The following is a 17658-nucleotide window of genomic DNA, read 5'->3' as shown; positions in this document are numbered from 1 at the left end:
GGTGATCACCTCCTCGCAGGCCCGGTGACCGGGCTCCTCAGGGGCCCGCGAGCACGTCCTCCGCGCGGTGGCAGGCGACCCTCCGGCCGGCCACCTCGCGCGGCTCCGGCGCCCGCTCGCACTGCGGCGCCGCGAGCGGGCAGCGCAGCCGGAACGGGCAGCCCGACGGCGCCGGCCTGGCCTCCGCCCGCCCCCGCGCCACCGGCGGCGGCCCGCCCAGCTTCGGCACGGCGTCGCGCAGGGCCAGCGTGTACGGGTGCGCGGGCCGGCCGAGCAGGTCCGCCGTCGGGCCCGACTCCACCACCCGGCCCGCGAACAGCACGTGCGAGGTCCGGCAGAGCCGCTCCACGACGGCCAGGTTGTGCGTGATGAGCAGCCGTTCGGTGTCGAGCCCGGCGAGCAGGTCGAGAATCCTGGCCTGGACGGTCACGTCCAGCGCGCTGGTGGGCTCGTCGAGGATGAGCAGCCGGGGCCGGACGGCGAGCGCCCTGGCGATCACCACCCGCTGCCGCTGGCCGCCGGAGAGCTCGTGCGGCCTGCGCGTGGCCAGGTCCGGCGCGAGGCCGACCTGTTCCAGCAGCTCGGGGACGCGGTGGCGGCCGGACCTGGGCAGCGCCTCGGCGATCGAACGGCCGACGCGCATCCGGGGGTCGAGCGACTCGGCCTGGAAGACGGGCTGGACGTCGGCCCGGAACGCCTTCCGGTCGGCTTTCCTGAGGTTCTGCGTGCCATACCAGATGTTTCCGGACATGGGGGTGAGGAGGCCGAGGAAGGCGCGCGCCAGCGTGGTCTTGCCGGACCCGCTCTCGCCGATCAGGCCGGTGCCGCCCTCGGCGAGGTCCAGCGTCACGCCGTGGACGACCGGGGTGCGGCCGTAGCCGAGCGTCACGTCCTCCGCCCGCAGCAGGGTCACGGCAGGGCCTCCAGCAGCTCGCGGGTGTAGGGGTGGGCCGGGCGCGACAGCACCTCGGCGGCGGGGCCGCTCTCCACGACCGTGCCGTCCCGCATCACGAGCACCCGGTCGGCGATCGTGGAGACCAGGGCCAGGTCGTGCGAGACGAGGAGCAGGGCCAGCCCGCGTTCCTCGCGCAGCCGGCGCAGCACGCCGACCACCTCGGCCTGCACGGTCACGTCCAGGGCGCTGGTCGGCTCGTCGGCCAGGATCGCCTCCGCGCCGAGCGCGATGGCCAGCGCGATCGCGAACCGCTGCGCCTGGCCGCCGGAGATCTCGTGCGGATAGCGGCGCAGGATGCCGGGGTCGAGCATGACCGCCTCGGCGGCCTCGGCCAGGACGCGCTCGCCCGACGGCAGCCCGTGCAGGCGGAGCGCGCGCCGCATGAGGACGCCCAGCCGGGTGGTGGGGCTGAGCGCGGCCTGCGGCGACTGCATGACCAGGGCCACGCGGGCGCCCCTGATCGCGCGCAGCTCGCGCGGCGTGGCCGCCAGCACGTCCACGCCGCACACCCTGACGTGGCCGGAGACGTCGGCCCCCTCGGTGAGGCCGAGCAGCGACAGCAGCGTGGTCGACTTGCCCGACCCGCTCTCCCCCACGACCGCCACGCACTCGCCCGCGCGCAGGTCCAGCTCGGGCACCCGGGCGACGACCCGCCCGCCGTAGGCGACCTGAAGGTCGCGCACCTCGATCACTTCACGATCCTCCGCGGGTCGAGCGCGCCGCGCAGCCCCTCGCCCAGCACGTTGAACGCGAACGCCGTCACCAGGATCGCCAGCCCGGGGAAGGTGACGACCCACCAGTTCGTGGTGAACAGCGTCTGGCCCTGCTGCACCATCAGCCCCCACTCGGCGACCGGCTCCTGCGCGCCCAGCCCCAGGTACGACAGCGCGGCCGCGGTGAGGATCACCCCGCCCGCGTCGAGCGAGAGCTGGACCAGGACGGGCGTGAGCGAGTTGGGCAGCACGTGCCTGACGACGACCAGCGGCGCGGGGACGCCCAGGCAGCGCGCGGCGTCCACGTACGGGCGGCTGGCGATGGAGGCGGCCGTGGCGGCCGACAGCCGCGCGTACCAGGGCCACCAGGTGACGGCGATGGCCACGACGACCGTGGTCACGCTCGGCTGGAGCACCACGGCCAGGGTCAGCGACAGCAGCAGCGCCGGGAAGGCCAGGAACACGTCGGTGACCCGCATGATCACGTCGCGCACCCAGCCGCCCGCGTACCCGGCGACCACGCCCAGCGTGACGCCCACGGCCGCCGACACCGCCAGCACGGCCACGGCGATCGACAAGGACGTGCGGCCCCCGTACAGCACCCGGGTGAGCACGTCGCGGCCGACCTGGTCGGTGCCGAACCAGTGCGCGCCCGACGGCGGCAGCAGGGCGTTGACCGGATCGACCTCGTCGGCCGGGTACGGCGCGATCCACGGCGCCAGCAGGGCGGCGAGCACGACCAGCACGATGAGCGCCGCGCCCGCGAGGGCGAGCCTGTCGACGGAGCCGGGCAGCGCGCGGCGCGTCACGAGCGCGGTCACCGGGCCCTCGCCCTCGGGTCGACGACGCCCTGGAGGAGGTCGACGACCAGGTTGGCCAGCACGTACACGAGCGCCACGAGCAGCGTGACGCCCGCGATGGCCGGCGTGTCGCCGGAGAAGATCGAGTCGACCGCGTAGCGGCCCAGGCCCGGCCAGTTGAAGACGGCCTCGACCAGGAACCCGTTCACGATCGCGTAGGCGAACACGAGCGCGATCAGCGACAGCACCGGGTTGAGCGCGGGCCGCAGCGCGAACCGGGTCAGGATGGACGTCTCGCGGAAGCCGAGCGCGCGTTCCAGCCGGGCATGGTCCTGGCTCGCCTCCTCGATCAGCGTGGCGCGGACCATCTGGACGATCACCCCGGCCGGGTAGGCGGCCACGACGAGCGCGGGCAGCACCAGGTGGCGCAGGGTGCTGGTGAAGATCGGCCAGTTGCCGGTGATGAGCGCGTCCACGATCGTGATGTTGGTCCAGAGGGTGAGCGGGCTGGTCGTGTTGAGGCTGTCGTCGTACTCGCCGGCGACGGGGAACCAGCCGAGGTTGCTGGCGAAGACGGTCTGGAGGGCGAGGGCCAGCCAGAAGACGGGGACGGAGACGGCGAGCATGCTCGCCACCCGCACCCCCAGGTCCGGAAATTTCGTCTTGTAGCGGGCGGCGAGCACCCCGACCGGGACGCCCACCGCGATGGCCAGTACCAGCGCGGCCCCCACCAGCTCCAGGCTCGCCGGGAACGCCAGCGCCAGGTCGTCCAGCACCGGCTGCCTGGTCCGCAGGCTGGTGCCCCAGTCGCCCGTCACCAGGTCCCGGACATAGGCCCCGAGCTGCACCCAGACCGGCTCGTCCAGCCCGAACCGCTCGCGCGCCTGCGCGAGCTGCTCCGGCGTCGCCTTCGGCCCCGCGTACGCCACCGCCGGATCGCCCGGCACCAGCCGCATGATGACGAACGTGAGCACGATCACGCCGGCCACGACCAGGAGCGCCTGGCCGAGCCGGCGGATCAGATAGCGGGCCACGGCTCAGGCCGCGGGCTTCAGGTCGTAGAAGAAGACCACGTTCGGATAGGCCGGGTTGTCCTTGTACCCCTGCACGCCCGCCGTCAGCGCCCGCTGGTAGGTCTGCACGTACGGCACGGCCACCGCCGCCTTGTCGTTGATGATCTGCTTCTGCAGCTTGTCGTAGGCCATCTCGGCGGCGAACGGGTCGGTGGCGGTGAGCCGCGGCAGCCCGTCGATCGCCGCGTCGATCCCGGCGTCCTTCAGGTACGACAGGTTGAACTCCGGCTTGTCCGAGCTCCTGAACACGTTGAGGAACCACGAGTACGGGTCGGCGTAGTCCGGGTACCAGTACATGACGAACACGTCCTGGCCCTTCTTCTTGCCCAGGTCCCACTGCGCGTTCCAGGCCATCGGCCGCGCCTGGAGGGTCACGTTCAGCTTCTTCAGCGCCGAGCTGAGCAGCGTCACGAACAGCTTCTGGTCGTCGTCGCCCTGCGCGTAGGTCATGGTCAGCTTGAGCTCGGGGTTGTCGGGCCCGTACCCGGCGGACGTCATCAGCTTCTGCGCCATGGACAGGTCGTGCACCGGCTCCATGCCGAACACGTGGCCGAGCAGCCCCGGCGGCACCAGCCCGCTGGCCTTCTGCCCGGAGCCCTTCAGCGCCGACACCAGGCCGTCGTAGTCGATGGCGTACTGCAGCGCCTGCCGCACCCGCACGTCCTTGGTCGGCCCGCTCTCGGTGTTGAACAGCACCAGCAGGTTCTGGAACGACGGCGTCTGCGACGCCTGCACGCCCTCGGTGGACCCGGCCTGCTGGAAGAGCTGCGGGTTGAGCCGCTGGACGAAGTTCACCTCGCCCCGCTTGAGCAGTTGCCAGGCCGTGGTGATCTCCGGCGTCACCCGGAAGGCCACCTTCTTGTACTGCTCGGGCTTCCAGCCGCCCCAGTAGTCCTCGAACGCCTTCAGCGTCAGCTCGGTCTCCTGGCCCTTCCTCCAGCTGTCGATCGTGTACGGGCCGGTCCCGGCGTCGCTCTTGCCGTCGGCGACCGCGTCCACGGCCTCGGTGTCGTAGATGTAGGCCGCGTAGCCGGAGGAGGCCACCAGGTCGAGCGGCGCCGCGTACTTGAGCGAGAACTTCAGCGTCGAGGCGTCCGGCGCCTCGATCGTGTCGACGGCCCCCCAGATGTAGGCCGCGCCCGCGTTCTTCTTGATCGTGCGCTCGATGGCCTTCTTGGCCGCCTCGGCGTCCATGGGCGCGCCGGTGTGGAACTTCACGCCCTGGCGCAGCTTGAACGTCCACTGCTTGCCGTCGTCCGCCGACGACCACTCGGTGGCCAGGCGCGGCTCCGGCTTCTTCGTCTCGGCGTTGTAGCGGGTCAGGCCCTCGTAGATGTTGGACATGGCGATGATCTCGTTGGAGTACGAGGACGCCGGGTCCCAGTCGGTCACCACGTCCAGGTTCGGCGCGTAGACGAACGTGGCGTCGTTCTCCTTGCCGCCCGGCTCGGCCTGGGCCGCCGTCGGGGCGCCCGTGCCGTCACCCGCCGTCGGCTGCGGGGTGCCCCCGGCGCCGCGCACCTGGCCGCCCGCGCACGCGGACGCGGCCAGGGACAGGATTCCGACGACTCCGGCGACCAGCAGGCGCTTGTGCCAGCGCATGGGGGGATCCTTTCTCTGTCACCGCGCGAGGGGTCCGGCGGCTTTGACGTGTACGCGCACGGCGGGTTCGGCGAGGTAGCTCAGCGGCACCTCCAGCAGGTCGACGATCTCGACCCCGGCCGGATCCGCGCCCGCGGCGACGGCTCGGGCAGCCGCCTCCTCTTTAACCCTTTCGATAGCCTCTGTCCGGCTTTCGTGCGCAGGCATGATCGTATCGACTCTGCCGCTCGCCAGGGCGATGGCGGCGCCGACGGCGTTGGCGACCTCGGCGTGCTCGGGCCTGATCACCCGGCTCACGCCCGGGAGGCCGGCGGGCAGCAGGAACGCGCCGCCCCCGACGACGACCAGCGGCCGGCCGGCCCGGCCGAGCGCCATCCGGTCCACCGCGTCCGCGGCCGCCGCGTCGGCGAGCTCGAGCGCGGCGCGCAGCTCCGCGAGATCGGCGCCGGACGCCGCCAGCCGGTCCGCCCAGCCCGCCGGCCCCTCGGGCAGGCGGCCCGCGGCCACGGCGGCGTCCGTGAGCGTCGGGGTCCGGCCGCCGAACACCAGCGCCTCCTCGGCGATCCGGTAGCCGACCGAGTCCGGCCCCACGGCCCGGCCGCGCACCACCGTCCCGCCGCCGAGCGCGATCGCCAGGATGTCCGGCATGCGGAAGTTGGTGAGCACGCCGCCGATCTCCACGGCCGCCGCCGACTCGCGCGGGAACCCGCCGGCCAGCACCCCGAGATCCGTCGACGTGCCGCCCACGTCCGCCACGATCGCGTCCGGCACCCCCGACAGGAACGCGGCCCCGCGCAGCGAGTTGGCCGGCCCGGAGCCGATGGTCGACACCGGCAGCCGCGCCGCCTGCTCGACCGTCATCAGCGTGCCGTCGTTCTGCGCCAGGTACGGCAGCGCGTCCAGGCCGCGCTCGGCCAGCGTCGCGGTGAGCGCCCCGGTCACCTGCGCGGCCACCCGGTACAGCGCCGCGTTCAGCACGGTCGCGTTCTCGCGCTCCAGCAGCCCCAGCGAGCCGATCTCGTGGCTCGCCGACACCGGCAGCCCGTACTCGGCCTCGACCAGCTCCCGCACGGCCAGCTCGTGCCCGGCGCTCGACGGGCTGAACACCCCGGTGACCGCCACCGCGTCGGCGTCCGTCCCGTCCAGGAACCGCCGGATCGCGTCCAGGTCCAGCCGCCCGATCTCCCGGCCGTCCACGTAGTGCCCGCCCGGCACCACCGCCTCGCCCGCCGACACGACCTCGCGCAGCTCGCCCGGCCAGTCCGACAGCGGCGGCACCGACGTGGTCGCGGGCGCCCCCAGCCGCAGCACGGCCACCCGGCCCAGGTCACGACGCTCCAGGATCGCGTTCGTGGCGTGCGTGGTGCCCAGCATGACCCGGCCGATCCGCTTCCTCGCGTACGGGTCCAGCCCGGCGAGCACGGCGTCCAGGGCGGCGCGCAGGCCCTCGGTCACGTCCCGGCTCGTGGGCCGCTTGGCCTTGGCGATCACCCGGTCGGAGCCGTCCAGCACGACGGCGTCGGTGTTCGTGCCGCCGACGTCGACCCCGACACGCAGGTCAGCCATGCCGCGTCTCCAGCTCTTCGACGGGCACGTACTCCAGGTCGTGGCCGAACGCCCGGGGCCCGGCCGTCTCCAGCCCCTTGCGGGTGCGCCACAGCGGGTCGCACGGCCAGGCGAGCACCGCCACGCGCTGGCCGTAACGCAGGCCCTCGGTCTGCACGGCGGCGGCCGTCTCGGTGTCGGCCACCGTGATCAGGTCCGGCACCATGGCCCTGACCCGGCCGTCCTCGACCGCCACCAGGTTCTCGTTCTGCAGCTCCAGCGTGAGCGTGCGGCCCCGGTCGCCGCCTGTGCCCTCGATCGTGGCCGTGCCCCTGACGAACCCGCCGCTGGTGCGCCGCTCGACGTCGGTGAGCTTGCCGGTGATCAGCCGGACCGCGCCCAGCTCGCTCCGCAGCGCCTCCAGCGGGTCCGCGGCGCCCTCGGTGGCCCGGCCGATCTCCAGCGCCCGCGTCACCGTGCCCTCGATCACCGCCCCGCGCGCCCGCCCGGCGGTGATCACGTAGTCGGCCATCAGCGCGTGCGACCCGGCGGCCACGCACACCGCCCGCGCCAGCCGTTCCGACCACAGCCCGTCCACCGGGCGGATCGTCACCACGTTGCCCGCGACGTCCGACATGACCACCAGGTCGGCCGGCAGCCCCGCCACGTACATGGACACCATCTGGACCTCGGGGAACGCCCGGCCCATCCCGTCGGCGTCGAGCAGCGGCAGGCCGAGCTGCGCCGCCCACGCCACGGGGGCGACCCCGTTCGCGCCGCCGATCTCGGACGACATCACCGCCGCCGGCGGCCGGCCGAAGATCCGCTCGACCTCCTCGGCGATGCGCCTGGGCTCGTCCTCGCCGTGGATCATCTCGTGGCTGACGGTCGGCGCGCCGATGCCCGACAGCGGGACGATCAGCGCGTCCTCCGGCAGCTCGGCGAGCCGTACCAGCGGGACGGGGCCGTACGTCCTGATGGCCCGCCGCGCGGCCAGCGCCCCGGTCCGCACGTCACCGCCGCCGCCGGTGCCCAGGACCGCACATCCCCGCGCAAGAGCGGAAATATCATCTTCAACGATGTCCATATGGCGACACAACCAAGCACATACGGGGTGATCGCGCCAGCCGGTTACTCCCCTCGTCGCTGATTCCGTTGTCTGATAGAGCTGAACACGTTGCCTGAAGCCCGAGCCCCGGAAGGAGCGCCATGCGGATCGCGGTGGCCGCCGACAGCCTCGACGGGATCGCCGAGCGGGTGGTGACGGCGCTGCGCGAGCGCGGTCACGAGGTCGTCCCGCACGGCGCGCTCAACGACGGCGAGCGCGCCGACTGGGCGTGGGCGTGCGAGGCGGCGGCCCGCGACGTCGCCGAGGGCCGCGCCGACCAGGCGGTGGTGTGCTGCTGGACCGGCACCGGCGCGTCGATCGCGGCCAACAAGGTGCCCGGCGTCCGCGCCGCCCTCTGCGCCGACGCCTACACCGCGGGCGGCGCACGCACCTGGAACGACGCCAACGTGCTCGCCCTCAGCCTCCGCCTCACCTCCGCCGTGGTGCTCGACGAGATCCTCGACGCCTGGTTCGCGAGCGAGCCGAGCGCCGATGCCGTCGATCAGGCGAACATCTCCCATCTCTCCGAGATCCCGATATCGTCGGGCAATGGCTGACTTCCGGTGCACCCACTGCGGCACGACAGGGCTGCAGGCAGGCTTCATCATGGACAGCGGGCAGTACTCCCAGGGCTTCGCCAACTGGGTGGAAGGCGCTCTGGAGCGCGGCGTCTTCGGCGGGGCCAAGCTGGCCGGCCGCCCGAGGTGGGAGATCGACGCCTACCGTTGCCCCCGCTGCTTCCACCTCGAACTCTTCGCCGGCCGCCCCGCCTGACCGCGCCGAATCGTCGGTGCGGCGCTTTAGGGTGCAGGCATGACGGACGTCCTCCTGCGCGACGGCCGCCCGCGGGTGCTCGGCGGGCCGGCCGCCGACCCGCCCCGCGACCTGCGGCCCGGCGGGGAGGCGGCCGTTCACCCTCGGCGCACCCTGGTCATGGAAGACGGCGTCGTCCTGCACAATTGACCGGCGGGACCATCGAAAGGCAGGCAAGTGCTCTCTATTCACCAGCGGATCGCGGAAGAGCTCGGCGCGCGCGAGGGGCAGGTGCGGGCGGCGATCGAGCTGCTCGACGGCGGCGCGACCGTGCCGTTCATCGCGCGATACCGCAAGGAGGCCACGGGCGCCCTCGACGACGCCCAGCTGCGCACGCTCGAAGAGCGGCTGCGCTACCTGCGCGAGCTCGAAGAGCGCAGGACGGCGATCCTGGAGTCGATCGAGTCTCAGGGCAAGCTCGACGACGACCTGCGCGCCCAGGTCATGGCGGCCGAGACCAAGGCCCGCCTGGAGGACATCTACCTCCCCTACAAGCCCAAGCGGCGCACCAAGGCCCAGATCGCCCGTGAGCTCGGGCTGGAGCCGCTGGCCGACAAGCTGCTGGGTGACCCGACGCTCGACCCGGCCCAGCTCGCGGAGTCGTTCGTCACCGAGGGCGTCGCCGACGCCGCGGCGGCGCTCGAAGGCGCCAGGGCGATCCTGATCGAGCGCTTCGCCGAGGACGCCGACCTCATCGGCGGCCTGCGCGAGCAGCTGTGGAGCCGCGGCCGGCTGGTCTCCAAGGTGCGCGAGGGGCAGGAGGAGGCGGGGGCCAAGTTCTCCGACTACTTCGAGTTCGGCGAGCCGTTCACCAAGCTGCCCTCGCACCGGATCCTGGCGATGTTCCGGGGCGAGAAGGAAGAAGTGCTCACGGTCACGCTGGAGCCCGAGGAGACCGCCGCTTACGAGCTGCGCATCGCCGGCCACTTCGGCATCGCCGACCGGGGCCGCCCGGCCGACAAGTGGCTGACCGAGACCGTCCGCTGGGCCTGGCGCACCCGCATCCTCGTCCACCTGGGCATCGACCTGCGCATGCGGCTCTGGCAGGCGGCCGAGGACGAGGCCGTGCGCGTGTTCGCCGCCAACTTGCGCGACCTGCTGCTGGCCGCCCCGGCCGGCACCCGCGCCACCATGGGCCTCGACCCGGGCCTGCGCACCGGCGTCAAGGTGGCCGTGGTCGACGCCACCGGCAAGGTCGTCGAGACCACCACCATCTACCCGCACGAGCCGAAGAAGCAGTGGGACCAGTCGCTGGCCGTGCTCGGCGCCCTCGTGCAGAAGCACGGCGTCGAGCTGATCGCCATCGGCAACGGCACCGCCTCCCGCGAGACCGACAAGCTGGCGGGCGAGCTGGTCAAGCTCATGCCGTCGGTCACCAAGATCGTGGTGTCGGAGGCGGGCGCGTCCGTCTACTCCGCCTCCGCCTACGCCTCGCAGGAGCTGCCCGACCTCGACGTGTCGCTGCGCGGCGCGGTCTCCATCGCCCGCCGGCTGCAGGACCCGCTCGCCGAGCTGGTCAAGATCGACCCCAAGTCGATCGGCGTCGGCCAGTATCAGCACGACCTGGCCGAGACCAAGCTGTCCCGGTCGCTCGACGCCGTCGTCGAAGACTGTGTCAACGCGGTCGGCGTCGACGTCAACACCGCCTCGGCCCCGCTGCTCACCCGCGTGTCGGGCATCGGCGCCACGCTGGCCGAGAGCATCGTGCGCCACCGCGACGCCAACGGGCCGTTCAAGACCCGCACCGCGCTCAAGGACGTCGCCCGGCTCGGCCCCAAGGCGTTCGAGCAGTGCGCGGGCTTCCTGCGCATCCCCGACGGCGACGACCCGCTCGACGCCTCCAGCGTGCACCCCGAGGCCTACCCGGTGGTCCGGCGCATCCTCAGCTCGGCGGGCGCCGACCTCAAGTCGCTGATCGGCAACACGTCGGCGCTGCAGGCGCTGAAGCCCGAGGAGTTCACCGACGACACCTTCGGCCTCCCGACCGTCACCGACATCCTGCGCGAGCTGGAGAAGCCCGGCCGCGACCCGCGTCCGGCCTTCAAGACGGCGACGTTCAAGGAGGGCGTGGAGAAGCTGTCCGACCTGGAGCCGGGCATGATCCTGGAGGGCGTGGTCACGAACGTCGCGGCGTTCGGCGCGTTCGTGGACGTCGGCGTCCACCAGGACGGGCTGGTCCACGTCTCGGCCATGTCCCACAATTTCGTGAAGGATCCCCGCGAGGTGGCCAAGCCGGGCGACATCGTCCGCGTCAAGGTCCTCGACGTCGACATCCCGCGCAAGCGCATCAGCCTGACCCTCCGCCTCGACGACGAACTCCCCACGGCCACCGGCGCCGACGGCCGCCGCAACGGCCGCCGCTCCGACGCGGACGCCTCCGCCACCGCCTCCGCCACCGACAACGGCAACGGCAACGGCAACGGCGCGGCCGGTGGCGGCAACGGCAACGGCGGTCGCGGGGAAGGCCGCTCCCGCGGCCGGGGCGACGGCGCCCAGCGTGGCCGCGGCGGCGACGGCAACCGCGGCGGCCGAGGCAACAACGGCGGCCGTGGCGACGGTGCTCGTGGCGACGGTGCCCGTGGTGACGGTGCCCGTGGTGACGGCGCCCGGGGCAACGGCGGCCGTGGTGACGGTGCCCGTGGTGACAACGGTCGCGGCGACGGCGGGCAGCGCGGACGTGACGGCCAGCGCGGACGCGGCGACGGCAACCGTGGCGGCCAGCGCCGCCAGGACCGCCCGCAGCCGATGGGCGCCATGGCCGAAGCCCTCCGCAAGGCCGGCCTCGGCGGCGACACCACCCGCTGACCCCAGGGCCCGCCGTTCCCTCCACCGGCTCGGAACGGCGGGCTCCCGGGATGATCGCCCTCAGCGGAAGGCCGTACGCCCTGTCGTGGAGGTGCGGGGCGATACGGTCGAGGGGTGAGCACCACAGCGTTCGACACCACGATCAACCAGGCTCGCGACCTGCTCAGGTGGCGTTCGCCGCTGCGCACCGAGCTGTGGGCGGCCCGGCTCACCGCCGACCTGGAGGCGGCCGGGGACGACGGGCTCCTCGCCCAGCTCGTACGCGACGACCGCCCCGAAGCCCGCCTCGCCCTCGCCGCCCTGGCGGCCCTCCACCCCACGGAGGACCAGGCCGCCGCACCGCCACCGGACACCGCCGAAGGCGAGACCACGCACGGCGCCGACTCCCCCACGGACTTCCCCGCCGACACCTCCCTCGTCGCGCCGTACCGGCAGGCCGGGGCCGAGGCGACGGGGTCGCTGCCCGGGTGGGTGGCGCGGATGGGGCAGGTCACCTGCGACGGCGCATGGTACGGCCCGGCAGATCGCTACGGCGAGCAGACCCTGGCCGCGCTCGCCTTCCGCTACACCGACGGCAAGGAGCCGCACCTGCTCGTGGTGGCCATCGACCAGGTGCACGGCGGGCTGGCCGTCGACGCGGTCGTGGAGGAGCCGAAGTTCCTCGACGACCTCGACCTCGCTCCCACCGACCCGGGCGTCGTGGCCGGGCGGATCCTGGACGCGTTCGAGGTGACGGACCTGGTGCTGGGGGCGGAGGTCGCGGAGACGCTGCCCGCCGTCCGCCCGCTCGCGCTGTCACGCGCCCGCGCCGTCCCCGACCCGGTACGCCACCCGGCCGACGACCTGATCACCCGATTCCACGATCTTCCGGACCTGCCCGGGGCTCGGGAGGCGTTCGAGAAGCTCGTCGAGTTCCTGGGGGCTCGGCCGTTGTGGTGGAGTCCGGCCAGGGTGACGCGGTTCCTCACCTCGTGGCTTCCGCGTGAGGCGATCCTGTCCGACGCGGCCGTCGCGGCGATGCCCGACGTCGTACGCGCCTGGACGCGCCACCACGGCGACCACCCGGAGATCCTGCGCCGCATCGACGAGGACGCCCCGCACCTGCCGGCGCTCATGGCCGACGACTCCCTCGCGAGCCTCGGCAAGCGCATCGCCCAGCAACACCACCCCTGAGCCCCGCCCTTCCCCCGGACACCTGCCCGGGAACCGGCCGCTCCCTCCGGAAGGGAAGGACCGGCCCACCCCACCCCACCGGACGAAGGCGAACGACCGACCCCACTCCCCGGAGGGGCGGAGGGCCGGGCCCTCCCGGACGCCCCCTCCGGAGCGGCGGACGCCCTACCCGGCGGGGCGCCCCCTCCCCGGGGGGACGGAGGGCCGGGCCCTCCCGGACGCCCCCTCCGGAGCGGCGGACGTCCTGCCCGGCGGGGCGCCCCCTCTTCCGGAAGCGGGGAGCCGGTCGGGCCGGATGCCCCCTTTTCCCTGAGGGGCGGACGGCCTGCCCGTCCGGACGCCCTCTCCCCGGAGAAGCGGCGAGCCGATCCGACCGAGCGCCCCTCCTCCGGAGAAGCGGGGAGCCGGTCGGGCCGGACGCCCCCTGCCCTTGAGGGGTGGACGGCCGGTTCGAGCGGACGGACCTCTCCCGAGAGAGGGCGGCGGTGGGCCGGACCGCCCGTCGCCCGGCCGCACGAAGGGGTGGTCGGCTCGTCGTGCGCGGCCCCCTAAGGGGTGGGCGTCGCGCCCTTTCCCCTCCCGGAAGGCCGGGACCGGGCGTGGGGCTCGGGTGGTGGCCGGGATGGTGGGCTCTGCGCATGGCGCGGGGACGGCTATGCTGCGCAGTGACGTTTACGCTGCCCCCGCTCGGGCGTTGCACAGGGAGATTGATTCTGCATGTACAAGGAGTTCGCCGCCGAGGCTGTCGTCTGGGTCGTGCCGATCGTGGTGCTCATCGGTCTCGCCCTGATGATCACCGCCTGACGACGCAGCAGGGTCAGCGGTAATACTCGTAGTGCACGACGGTGTTGACCTGCTTGTCGAAGCGGATCTCACCGTCGAGCCAGCGGTTCCACATCTTCGACAGCGACCTGGTCCGGACGGTGCATCCGCCCCACCGGACGCCCTTGGGTCGGATCTGGCCGACGTAGTCGTGGCAGGATCCGACCTTACGGTTGTTGACCTTGAGGCGGGCGTTCACGCTCACCGAGTAGAGGCGCTTGCTGGATGTGTTGGTGATGCGGACCTTGATGCGGCATGTGTCCTTGCACCGGCCGAAGTAGATCTTGTAGCGGATGAGGTGCGGTTTCGCCGCGACGGCGGCCACGGTCTCGGTGACGGACGCGGCGGCGCCGACCCGCGTGGCGGCGGCCTCGGCGGGTGGGACGAGCACTCCCGCGGCGGCCGTGGCGATTAAGAGCGCGCCGGCAAGACTTCTGATCATGTTGCCCCCTTGGCGAACCGGTTCGGCCGCCTCCCCCAGTTGAAGGCGGCATCTCCATTGACCACCGGCCGCCGGGCGACATCAAGGAGCGGGACGGTTACGAAGCCCAGGCGAGCAGCGGCCCGTCCTTGCTGAGCCGTTTGAGCGCCTGCTTCTCCAGTTGGCGGATCCGCTCCCGGGTCAGCCCCATTTGTCGCGCAATATCGCTATAAGTCCAGACCTCTTCCCCGGCGAGCCCGTACCGGAGTCTGAGGATCACCGCCTCCCTCGGCGGCAGCGACGTGATCACCTCGTTCACCGAGACGCTCAGCGCCCGCCGCTCGGCCAGCTCCTGCACCTGCGGCCCGTCCTCGTCGGCGAGCAGGTCGCCGATGCTGCTCTCGCCGTTCTCGCCGACGGGCGTGTCCAGGCTGACCGTGTCCCTGGCGAGCCCGCGCAGCCCCGCCACCTGCTCCGGCGTGCGCCCGGCGGCCTCGGCCAGCTCGTCGTCGCCGGGCGTGCGGCCGAGCGAGGCGGCGAGCGCGCGTTCGGCCCGCAGCAGCCGCGCCAGCTCCTCCGCCACGTGGACGGGCAGCCGTACGGTGCGGCTCTTGTCGTGGATGCCCCGTTCGATCGCCTGGCGGATCCACCACATCGCGTACGTGGAGAACTTGTAGCCGCGCCGGTAGTCGAACTTCTCCACCGCCCTGATCAGCCCGAGGTTGCCCTCCTGGATGACGTCGACGAGCGGCAGCCCGCGGTGGGCGTAGCGTCGGGCGGCGGCGACCACCAGCCGGAGGTTGGACCCGATGAGCAGGTCCTTGGCACGCTGCCCGTCTCGGCGGACGAGGTCGAGCTCGGCGGTGCCCGCGCCGGAGGCGATGAGGTGCCCGGCGTACAGCCCGGCTTCGATCCGCTGGGCCAGCTCCACTTCGTCCGCGGCGGTGAGCAAGGGGGTCGTGCCGATCTGCTTCAGGTAAAGGCCGAGCAGATCGGGCTCTTGGACCGGCATGCCGAGGCAACTACCCGGTAAACGGCGGTGAATTCCCGTCTTCGCTGAGTTCGGCGATGGCGAGCTCGGCGGTGGTGCGGATGTCGAAGAACTTGTCGAGCGCGGTGATCGCGAACAGGTGCTTGCACCTGCCGTTGAGCCCGGACAGCAGCAGCCGCCCGCCGGAGGCGGTGACGGCCTTGTGCAGGTAGACGAGGACGGACAGGCCCGAGGAGTCGCAGACCGCGACGGCCTGCATGTCGATGACGAGCATCGGCGGCTGGGTCAGGTCGAGCGCCTTGGTGACGCGATCACGGACCTCGGCCGCGGAGCCGAAATCGAAGTCGCCGGTCAGCCTTGCGATGACACACGGCCCCTGAAGCCCGAGGCTGATCGACAAGGCCTGGTCCGAAGTCACCCAGTTCCACCTACCTGCGTTGCTCTTACCTTCCCCCCACTTTACGAGAACAGTTGACGGGGGTTGAACACCAGCATCCGTTCGATCTGCTCGCCGGTCACACCAGACTCCGTCAGCGCGGCCAGCACGTCGTCGTGGATGTGATCGTATCTCCAGTTGGGCGCCAGGGCGGCGCGGGTCTCGTCCCAGGCCTCGGGAAAGTAGTCGTTGAAGCAGGCGGCGTCGTGGCTGAGCACCATCCGGTCGGCGTAGCCGCGGCGGCACAGCGCGGCGATCGTGGCCACGCGCTGCGCCGTCGGGTTGTAGAGGTCGAGCCCGAAGCGGTCCATGCCGAGCGTGGCGCCGGTGTCGGCCAGCTTCATCAAGTAATCCAAATCGTTACTGTCACCGGCGTGGCCGACCACGACCTTGGCCAGGTTCACGCCCTCCTTGGCGAACAGGTCGAGGGCCGGGAGCCCGCTCTGGGTGAACGAGTTCGTGTGGACGGTGATCGGCGCGCCGGTGCGCAGGTGGGCCTGCGCGACGGCGCGGCAGACCCGCTCGACGCCGGGCGTCAGGCCCTTGTGCTCGACGACGCATTTGAGGAACGCCGCCTTGACGCCCGTGTCGGCGATGCCTTCGGTCAGGTCGCGGACGAAGTCCTCGATCATCGGGTCCGGCATGTCGATGAGCAGCCCCGGCCCCCGGTGTTCGTACTGGTGGGGCAGTTCGTCGAAGGTGTAGAGGCCGGTGGCGACGATGATGTGCAGATCGGGCACTTCAGCCGCTATGCGCTGGATGCGGGGGATGTAGCGCCCGAGCCCCCACACCGTGGGGTCGACGATCGTCCTGACCCCCTTGGCCGCCACCGCGTTCAGCTTCGTGATCGCGTCGGCGACCCGGTACTCCTCGTCCCACCAGGCGCCTTTGCCGTAGTTGTCCAGGTGCTCGGTGGAGGTGACGAACACGTGCTCGTGCATGAGCGTCTGGCCGAGCCGGTCGACCTCGACGGGCCCGCGGACGGTGCTGACTGTGGTCATGGGGCCTCCGTGCCTGCTGGGCCGACCGCGCCAATGTAAAGCCGCCTCACATGCACGTCAACGTACGCGCCCGGCAACCCCGCGGCGAGCGCCCGGCGGGAATCATCTGGCCAGCGCGAGCTCCAGCAGGCGGCGCAGGTCGGCGACGGGCTGGACGCCGGGGACCGGCGGGCCGCCGTCGATCACCAGGGTCGGGACGCCCGTGATGCCCCGCTCGGCCGCGCTGCGCCGGTCGGCGCGTACGTCGTCGGCGTGCGCGTCGCCGGTCAGCACCGCGTCGACCTCGCCGGCGTCCAGGCCCGCCTCCGCGCCGAGGCGGCGCAGCACGTCCGGGTCGGCCACGTTCAGGCCCTCGGTGTGGTAGGCGCGCAGCAGCCGTTCCATCATCTCGGCGGCCAGCCCGTGCCGGGCGGCGAGGAGGTTGAGCCGGTGCGCGTCGAACGTGCTCACCGGCCTGGCCAGCCCCAGGTTGAGCTCCAGGCCCTCGGCGGCGCCCAGGGCCTGGATGTGCGCGACCCGGGCCGGCGCCTGGTCGCCCCACCATTCGCCCATCGCCTCGGCGGCGGTCGGGCCGGGGACGCGGCCCTGCTCCGGCGCCAGCTCGTAGGCGCGCCAGACGAGCTCGACGGACTCCCGGCCGGCGACCGTCTCCAGGGCGGCCGTCAGCCGCCTCTTGCCGATGTAGCACCACGGGCAGAGCACATCGGCGTAGATTTCCACCTTCATGCGCCCGATCCTGCAACCTCAACCACGGTTGGGGTCAACTTCGGCTCAGCTGAACCCGGCCAGCTTGTAGAGGACGAGTGACCCCGCGACGGCCACGTTCAGGCTCGCGCCGGTGCCGATCATGGGGATCTCGACGACCAGGTCGAGCAGGTCGAGCGCCTCGGGCGGGATGCCGTCGGCCTCGTGGCCGAGCACGACGACGGTCGGCTGCCTGGCCATGGGCAGGTCGGCCAGCCGGACGGCCTCCTCGGCCAGCTCGACGCCGACCACCTGCTCGCCCCGCTCGCGCCGTTCGGCGAGCCAGCGCAGCGGCCGCACCCAGTGGACGCAGGCCCCGGTGCGCAGCGTGTTGCCCTTGGCCAGCGCCTCCGGCACCCACGGCAGCCGGGGCACGGCCAGGCACGCGCCGACGGCGTCGCAGGTGCGCAGCAGCGTGCCCAGATTGGCGGTGTGCATCGGCCACAGCGGCGCGACGGTCAGGTGCCCCAGGCACCGGGGCGGCCGCCGTCGCCGGGCGGACTTGAGGTCCTTGCTCGTACGGACCCTGACCCCGCTCATGCGCGCGGGCGGATCTCCTCCGCGGAGGTCTTCATGTGATGGGCGCTTTCAGCGGCACGCCCGAGCCATCGACGGGAGCCTCCAGCATAACCCCGCCGGACCCGCCCGGCCCAGGT

At 72.7% G+C, this 17658-nt stretch carries 18 protein-coding genes; 5 read left to right on the top strand and 13 right to left on the bottom strand.

Going from position 1 to position 17658, the window contains the following annotated elements:
- Positions 1-37 precede the first annotated feature (37 nt).
- From ACWDXC_RS07965 to ACWDXC_RS07935, 7 genes are read right to left on the bottom strand one after another with little or no spacing between them, the layout of a single operon-like run.
- Complete coding sequence (locus ACWDXC_RS07965) at positions 38-913, bottom strand: ABC transporter ATP-binding protein (RefSeq protein WP_449979316.1); 876 nt, start codon at positions 911-913, stop codon at positions 38-40.
- Positions 910-1647, bottom strand: a complete 738-nt coding sequence (locus ACWDXC_RS07960; protein WP_449979314.1) for an ATP-binding cassette domain-containing protein — start codon at positions 1645-1647, stop codon at positions 910-912. The genes ACWDXC_RS07965 and ACWDXC_RS07960 overlap by 4 nt, the downstream gene beginning before the upstream one ends.
- Positions 1644-2489 carry an ABC transporter permease gene (locus ACWDXC_RS07955; protein ID WP_449979311.1) on the bottom strand — a complete coding sequence of 282 codons (846 nt, stop codon included), beginning with the start codon at positions 2487-2489 and terminating at the stop codon, positions 1644-1646. Before ACWDXC_RS07955 ends, ACWDXC_RS07960 begins: the two co-directional genes overlap by 4 nt.
- On the bottom strand, positions 2486-3502 hold the full coding sequence (locus ACWDXC_RS07950; protein WP_449979308.1) for an ABC transporter permease: 1017 nt from the start codon (positions 3500-3502) through the stop codon (positions 2486-2488). The genes ACWDXC_RS07955 and ACWDXC_RS07950 overlap by 4 nt, the downstream gene beginning before the upstream one ends.
- A gap of 3 nt (positions 3503-3505) precedes the next feature.
- Entirely contained in the window at positions 3506-5143 is a 1638-nt protein-coding gene (locus ACWDXC_RS07945; protein ID WP_449979306.1) for an ABC transporter substrate-binding protein, read from the bottom strand.
- 18 nt (positions 5144-5161) lie between these two features.
- A complete protein-coding gene (locus ACWDXC_RS07940) occupies positions 5162-6709 on the bottom strand; it encodes a hydantoinase/oxoprolinase N-terminal domain-containing protein (RefSeq protein ID WP_449979304.1) in 1548 nt (515 codons plus the stop codon).
- Positions 6702-7775, bottom strand: coding sequence for a DUF917 domain-containing protein (locus tag ACWDXC_RS07935; protein ID WP_449979301.1), 1074 nt, complete (start codon positions 7773-7775; stop codon positions 6702-6704). The genes ACWDXC_RS07940 and ACWDXC_RS07935 overlap by 8 nt, the downstream gene beginning before the upstream one ends.
- A 122-nt stretch (positions 7776-7897) precedes the next feature.
- On the opposite strand from ACWDXC_RS07935, the gene ACWDXC_RS07930 reads away from it, so the two are divergent.
- The 5 genes from ACWDXC_RS07930 (at position 7898) to ACWDXC_RS07910 (ending at position 12587) form a co-directional block, all read left to right on the top strand.
- Positions 7898-8353 (top strand): RpiB/LacA/LacB family sugar-phosphate isomerase, encoded by a 456-nt coding sequence (locus ACWDXC_RS07930; RefSeq protein ID WP_449979298.1) that lies wholly within the window; start codon positions 7898-7900, stop codon positions 8351-8353.
- Positions 8346-8570, top strand: coding sequence for a hypothetical protein (locus ACWDXC_RS07925; RefSeq protein ID WP_449979295.1), 225 nt, complete (start codon positions 8346-8348; stop codon positions 8568-8570). Before ACWDXC_RS07930 ends, ACWDXC_RS07925 begins: the two co-directional genes overlap by 8 nt.
- A gap of 39 nt (positions 8571-8609) precedes the next feature.
- Complete coding sequence (locus tag ACWDXC_RS07920) at positions 8610-8759, top strand: hypothetical protein (protein ID WP_364174471.1); 150 nt, start codon at positions 8610-8612, stop codon at positions 8757-8759.
- Positions 8760-8786: 27 nt separating this feature from the next.
- Entirely contained in the window at positions 8787-11414 is a 2628-nt protein-coding gene (locus tag ACWDXC_RS07915; protein WP_449979291.1) for a Tex family protein, read from the top strand.
- Positions 11415-11528: 114 nt separating this feature from the next.
- A complete protein-coding gene (locus ACWDXC_RS07910) occupies positions 11529-12587 on the top strand; it encodes a hypothetical protein (RefSeq protein ID WP_449979288.1) in 1059 nt (352 codons plus the stop codon).
- Positions 12588-13404: 817 nt separating this feature from the next.
- On the opposite strand, the gene ACWDXC_RS07905 is transcribed toward ACWDXC_RS07910, so the two are convergent.
- From ACWDXC_RS07905 to ACWDXC_RS07880, 6 genes are all read right to left on the bottom strand, one after another.
- Entirely contained in the window at positions 13405-13851 is a 447-nt protein-coding gene (locus ACWDXC_RS07905) for a hypothetical protein (RefSeq protein ID WP_449979286.1), read from the bottom strand.
- 97 nt (positions 13852-13948) lie between these two features.
- On the bottom strand, positions 13949-14842 hold the full coding sequence (locus ACWDXC_RS07900) for a sigma-70 family RNA polymerase sigma factor (protein WP_449979283.1): 894 nt from the start codon (positions 14840-14842) through the stop codon (positions 13949-13951).
- Between the two features lie 10 nt (positions 14843-14852).
- Positions 14853-15239 (bottom strand): STAS domain-containing protein, encoded by a 387-nt coding sequence (locus ACWDXC_RS07895; protein WP_219510221.1) that lies wholly within the window; start codon positions 15237-15239, stop codon positions 14853-14855.
- Positions 15240-15280: 41 nt separating this feature from the next.
- A complete protein-coding gene (locus ACWDXC_RS07890; protein WP_449979280.1) occupies positions 15281-16258 on the bottom strand; it encodes a phosphotriesterase family protein in 978 nt (325 codons plus the stop codon).
- A gap of 102 nt (positions 16259-16360) precedes the next feature.
- A complete protein-coding gene (locus ACWDXC_RS07885; protein WP_449979277.1) occupies positions 16361-16984 on the bottom strand; it encodes a DsbA family oxidoreductase in 624 nt (207 codons plus the stop codon).
- Positions 16985-17029: 45 nt separating this feature from the next.
- The gene (locus ACWDXC_RS07880) at positions 17030-17542 is read right to left on the bottom strand and encodes a TrmH family RNA methyltransferase (RefSeq protein WP_449979274.1); all 513 of its coding nucleotides are present in this window, start codon (positions 17540-17542) and stop codon (positions 17030-17032) included.
- Positions 17543-17658 lie beyond the last annotated feature (116 nt).

This window comes from Nonomuraea sp. NPDC003214, assembly GCF_053590035.1.
The sequence above is the reverse complement of the archived record's forward strand: the minus strand, read 5'-3'. Positions and strand labels throughout refer to the sequence as shown.

Coding starts and splice junctions, on each gene's coding strand:
- ACWDXC_RS07925 (WP_449979295.1), top strand. CDS start 8,346: ATGGCTGACTTCCGGTGCACCCACTGCGGCACGACAGGGCTGCAGGCA.
- ACWDXC_RS07920 (WP_364174471.1), top strand. CDS start 8,610: ATGACGGACGTCCTCCTGCGCGACGGCCGCCCGCGGGTGCTCGGCGGG.
- ACWDXC_RS07905 (WP_449979286.1), bottom strand. CDS start 13,851: ATGATCAGAAGTCTTGCCGGCGCGCTCTTAATCGCCACGGCCGCCGCG.
- ACWDXC_RS07885 (WP_449979277.1), bottom strand. CDS start 16,984: ATGAAGGTGGAAATCTACGCCGATGTGCTCTGCCCGTGGTGCTACATC.
- ACWDXC_RS07880 (WP_449979274.1), bottom strand. CDS start 17,542: ATGAGCGGGGTCAGGGTCCGTACGAGCAAGGACCTCAAGTCCGCCCGG.
- ACWDXC_RS07940 (WP_449979304.1), bottom strand. CDS start 6,709: ATGGCTGACCTGCGTGTCGGGGTCGACGTCGGCGGCACGAACACCGAC.
- ACWDXC_RS07930 (WP_449979298.1), top strand. CDS start 7,898: ATGCGGATCGCGGTGGCCGCCGACAGCCTCGACGGGATCGCCGAGCGG.
- ACWDXC_RS07890 (WP_449979280.1), bottom strand. CDS start 16,258: ATGACCACAGTCAGCACCGTCCGCGGGCCCGTCGAGGTCGACCGGCTC.
- ACWDXC_RS07900 (WP_449979283.1), bottom strand. CDS start 14,842: ATGCCGGTCCAAGAGCCCGATCTGCTCGGCCTTTACCTGAAGCAGATC.
- ACWDXC_RS07935 (WP_449979301.1), bottom strand. CDS start 7,775: ATGGACATCGTTGAAGATGATATTTCCGCTCTTGCGCGGGGATGTGCG.
- ACWDXC_RS07945 (WP_449979306.1), bottom strand. CDS start 5,143: ATGCGCTGGCACAAGCGCCTGCTGGTCGCCGGAGTCGTCGGAATCCTG.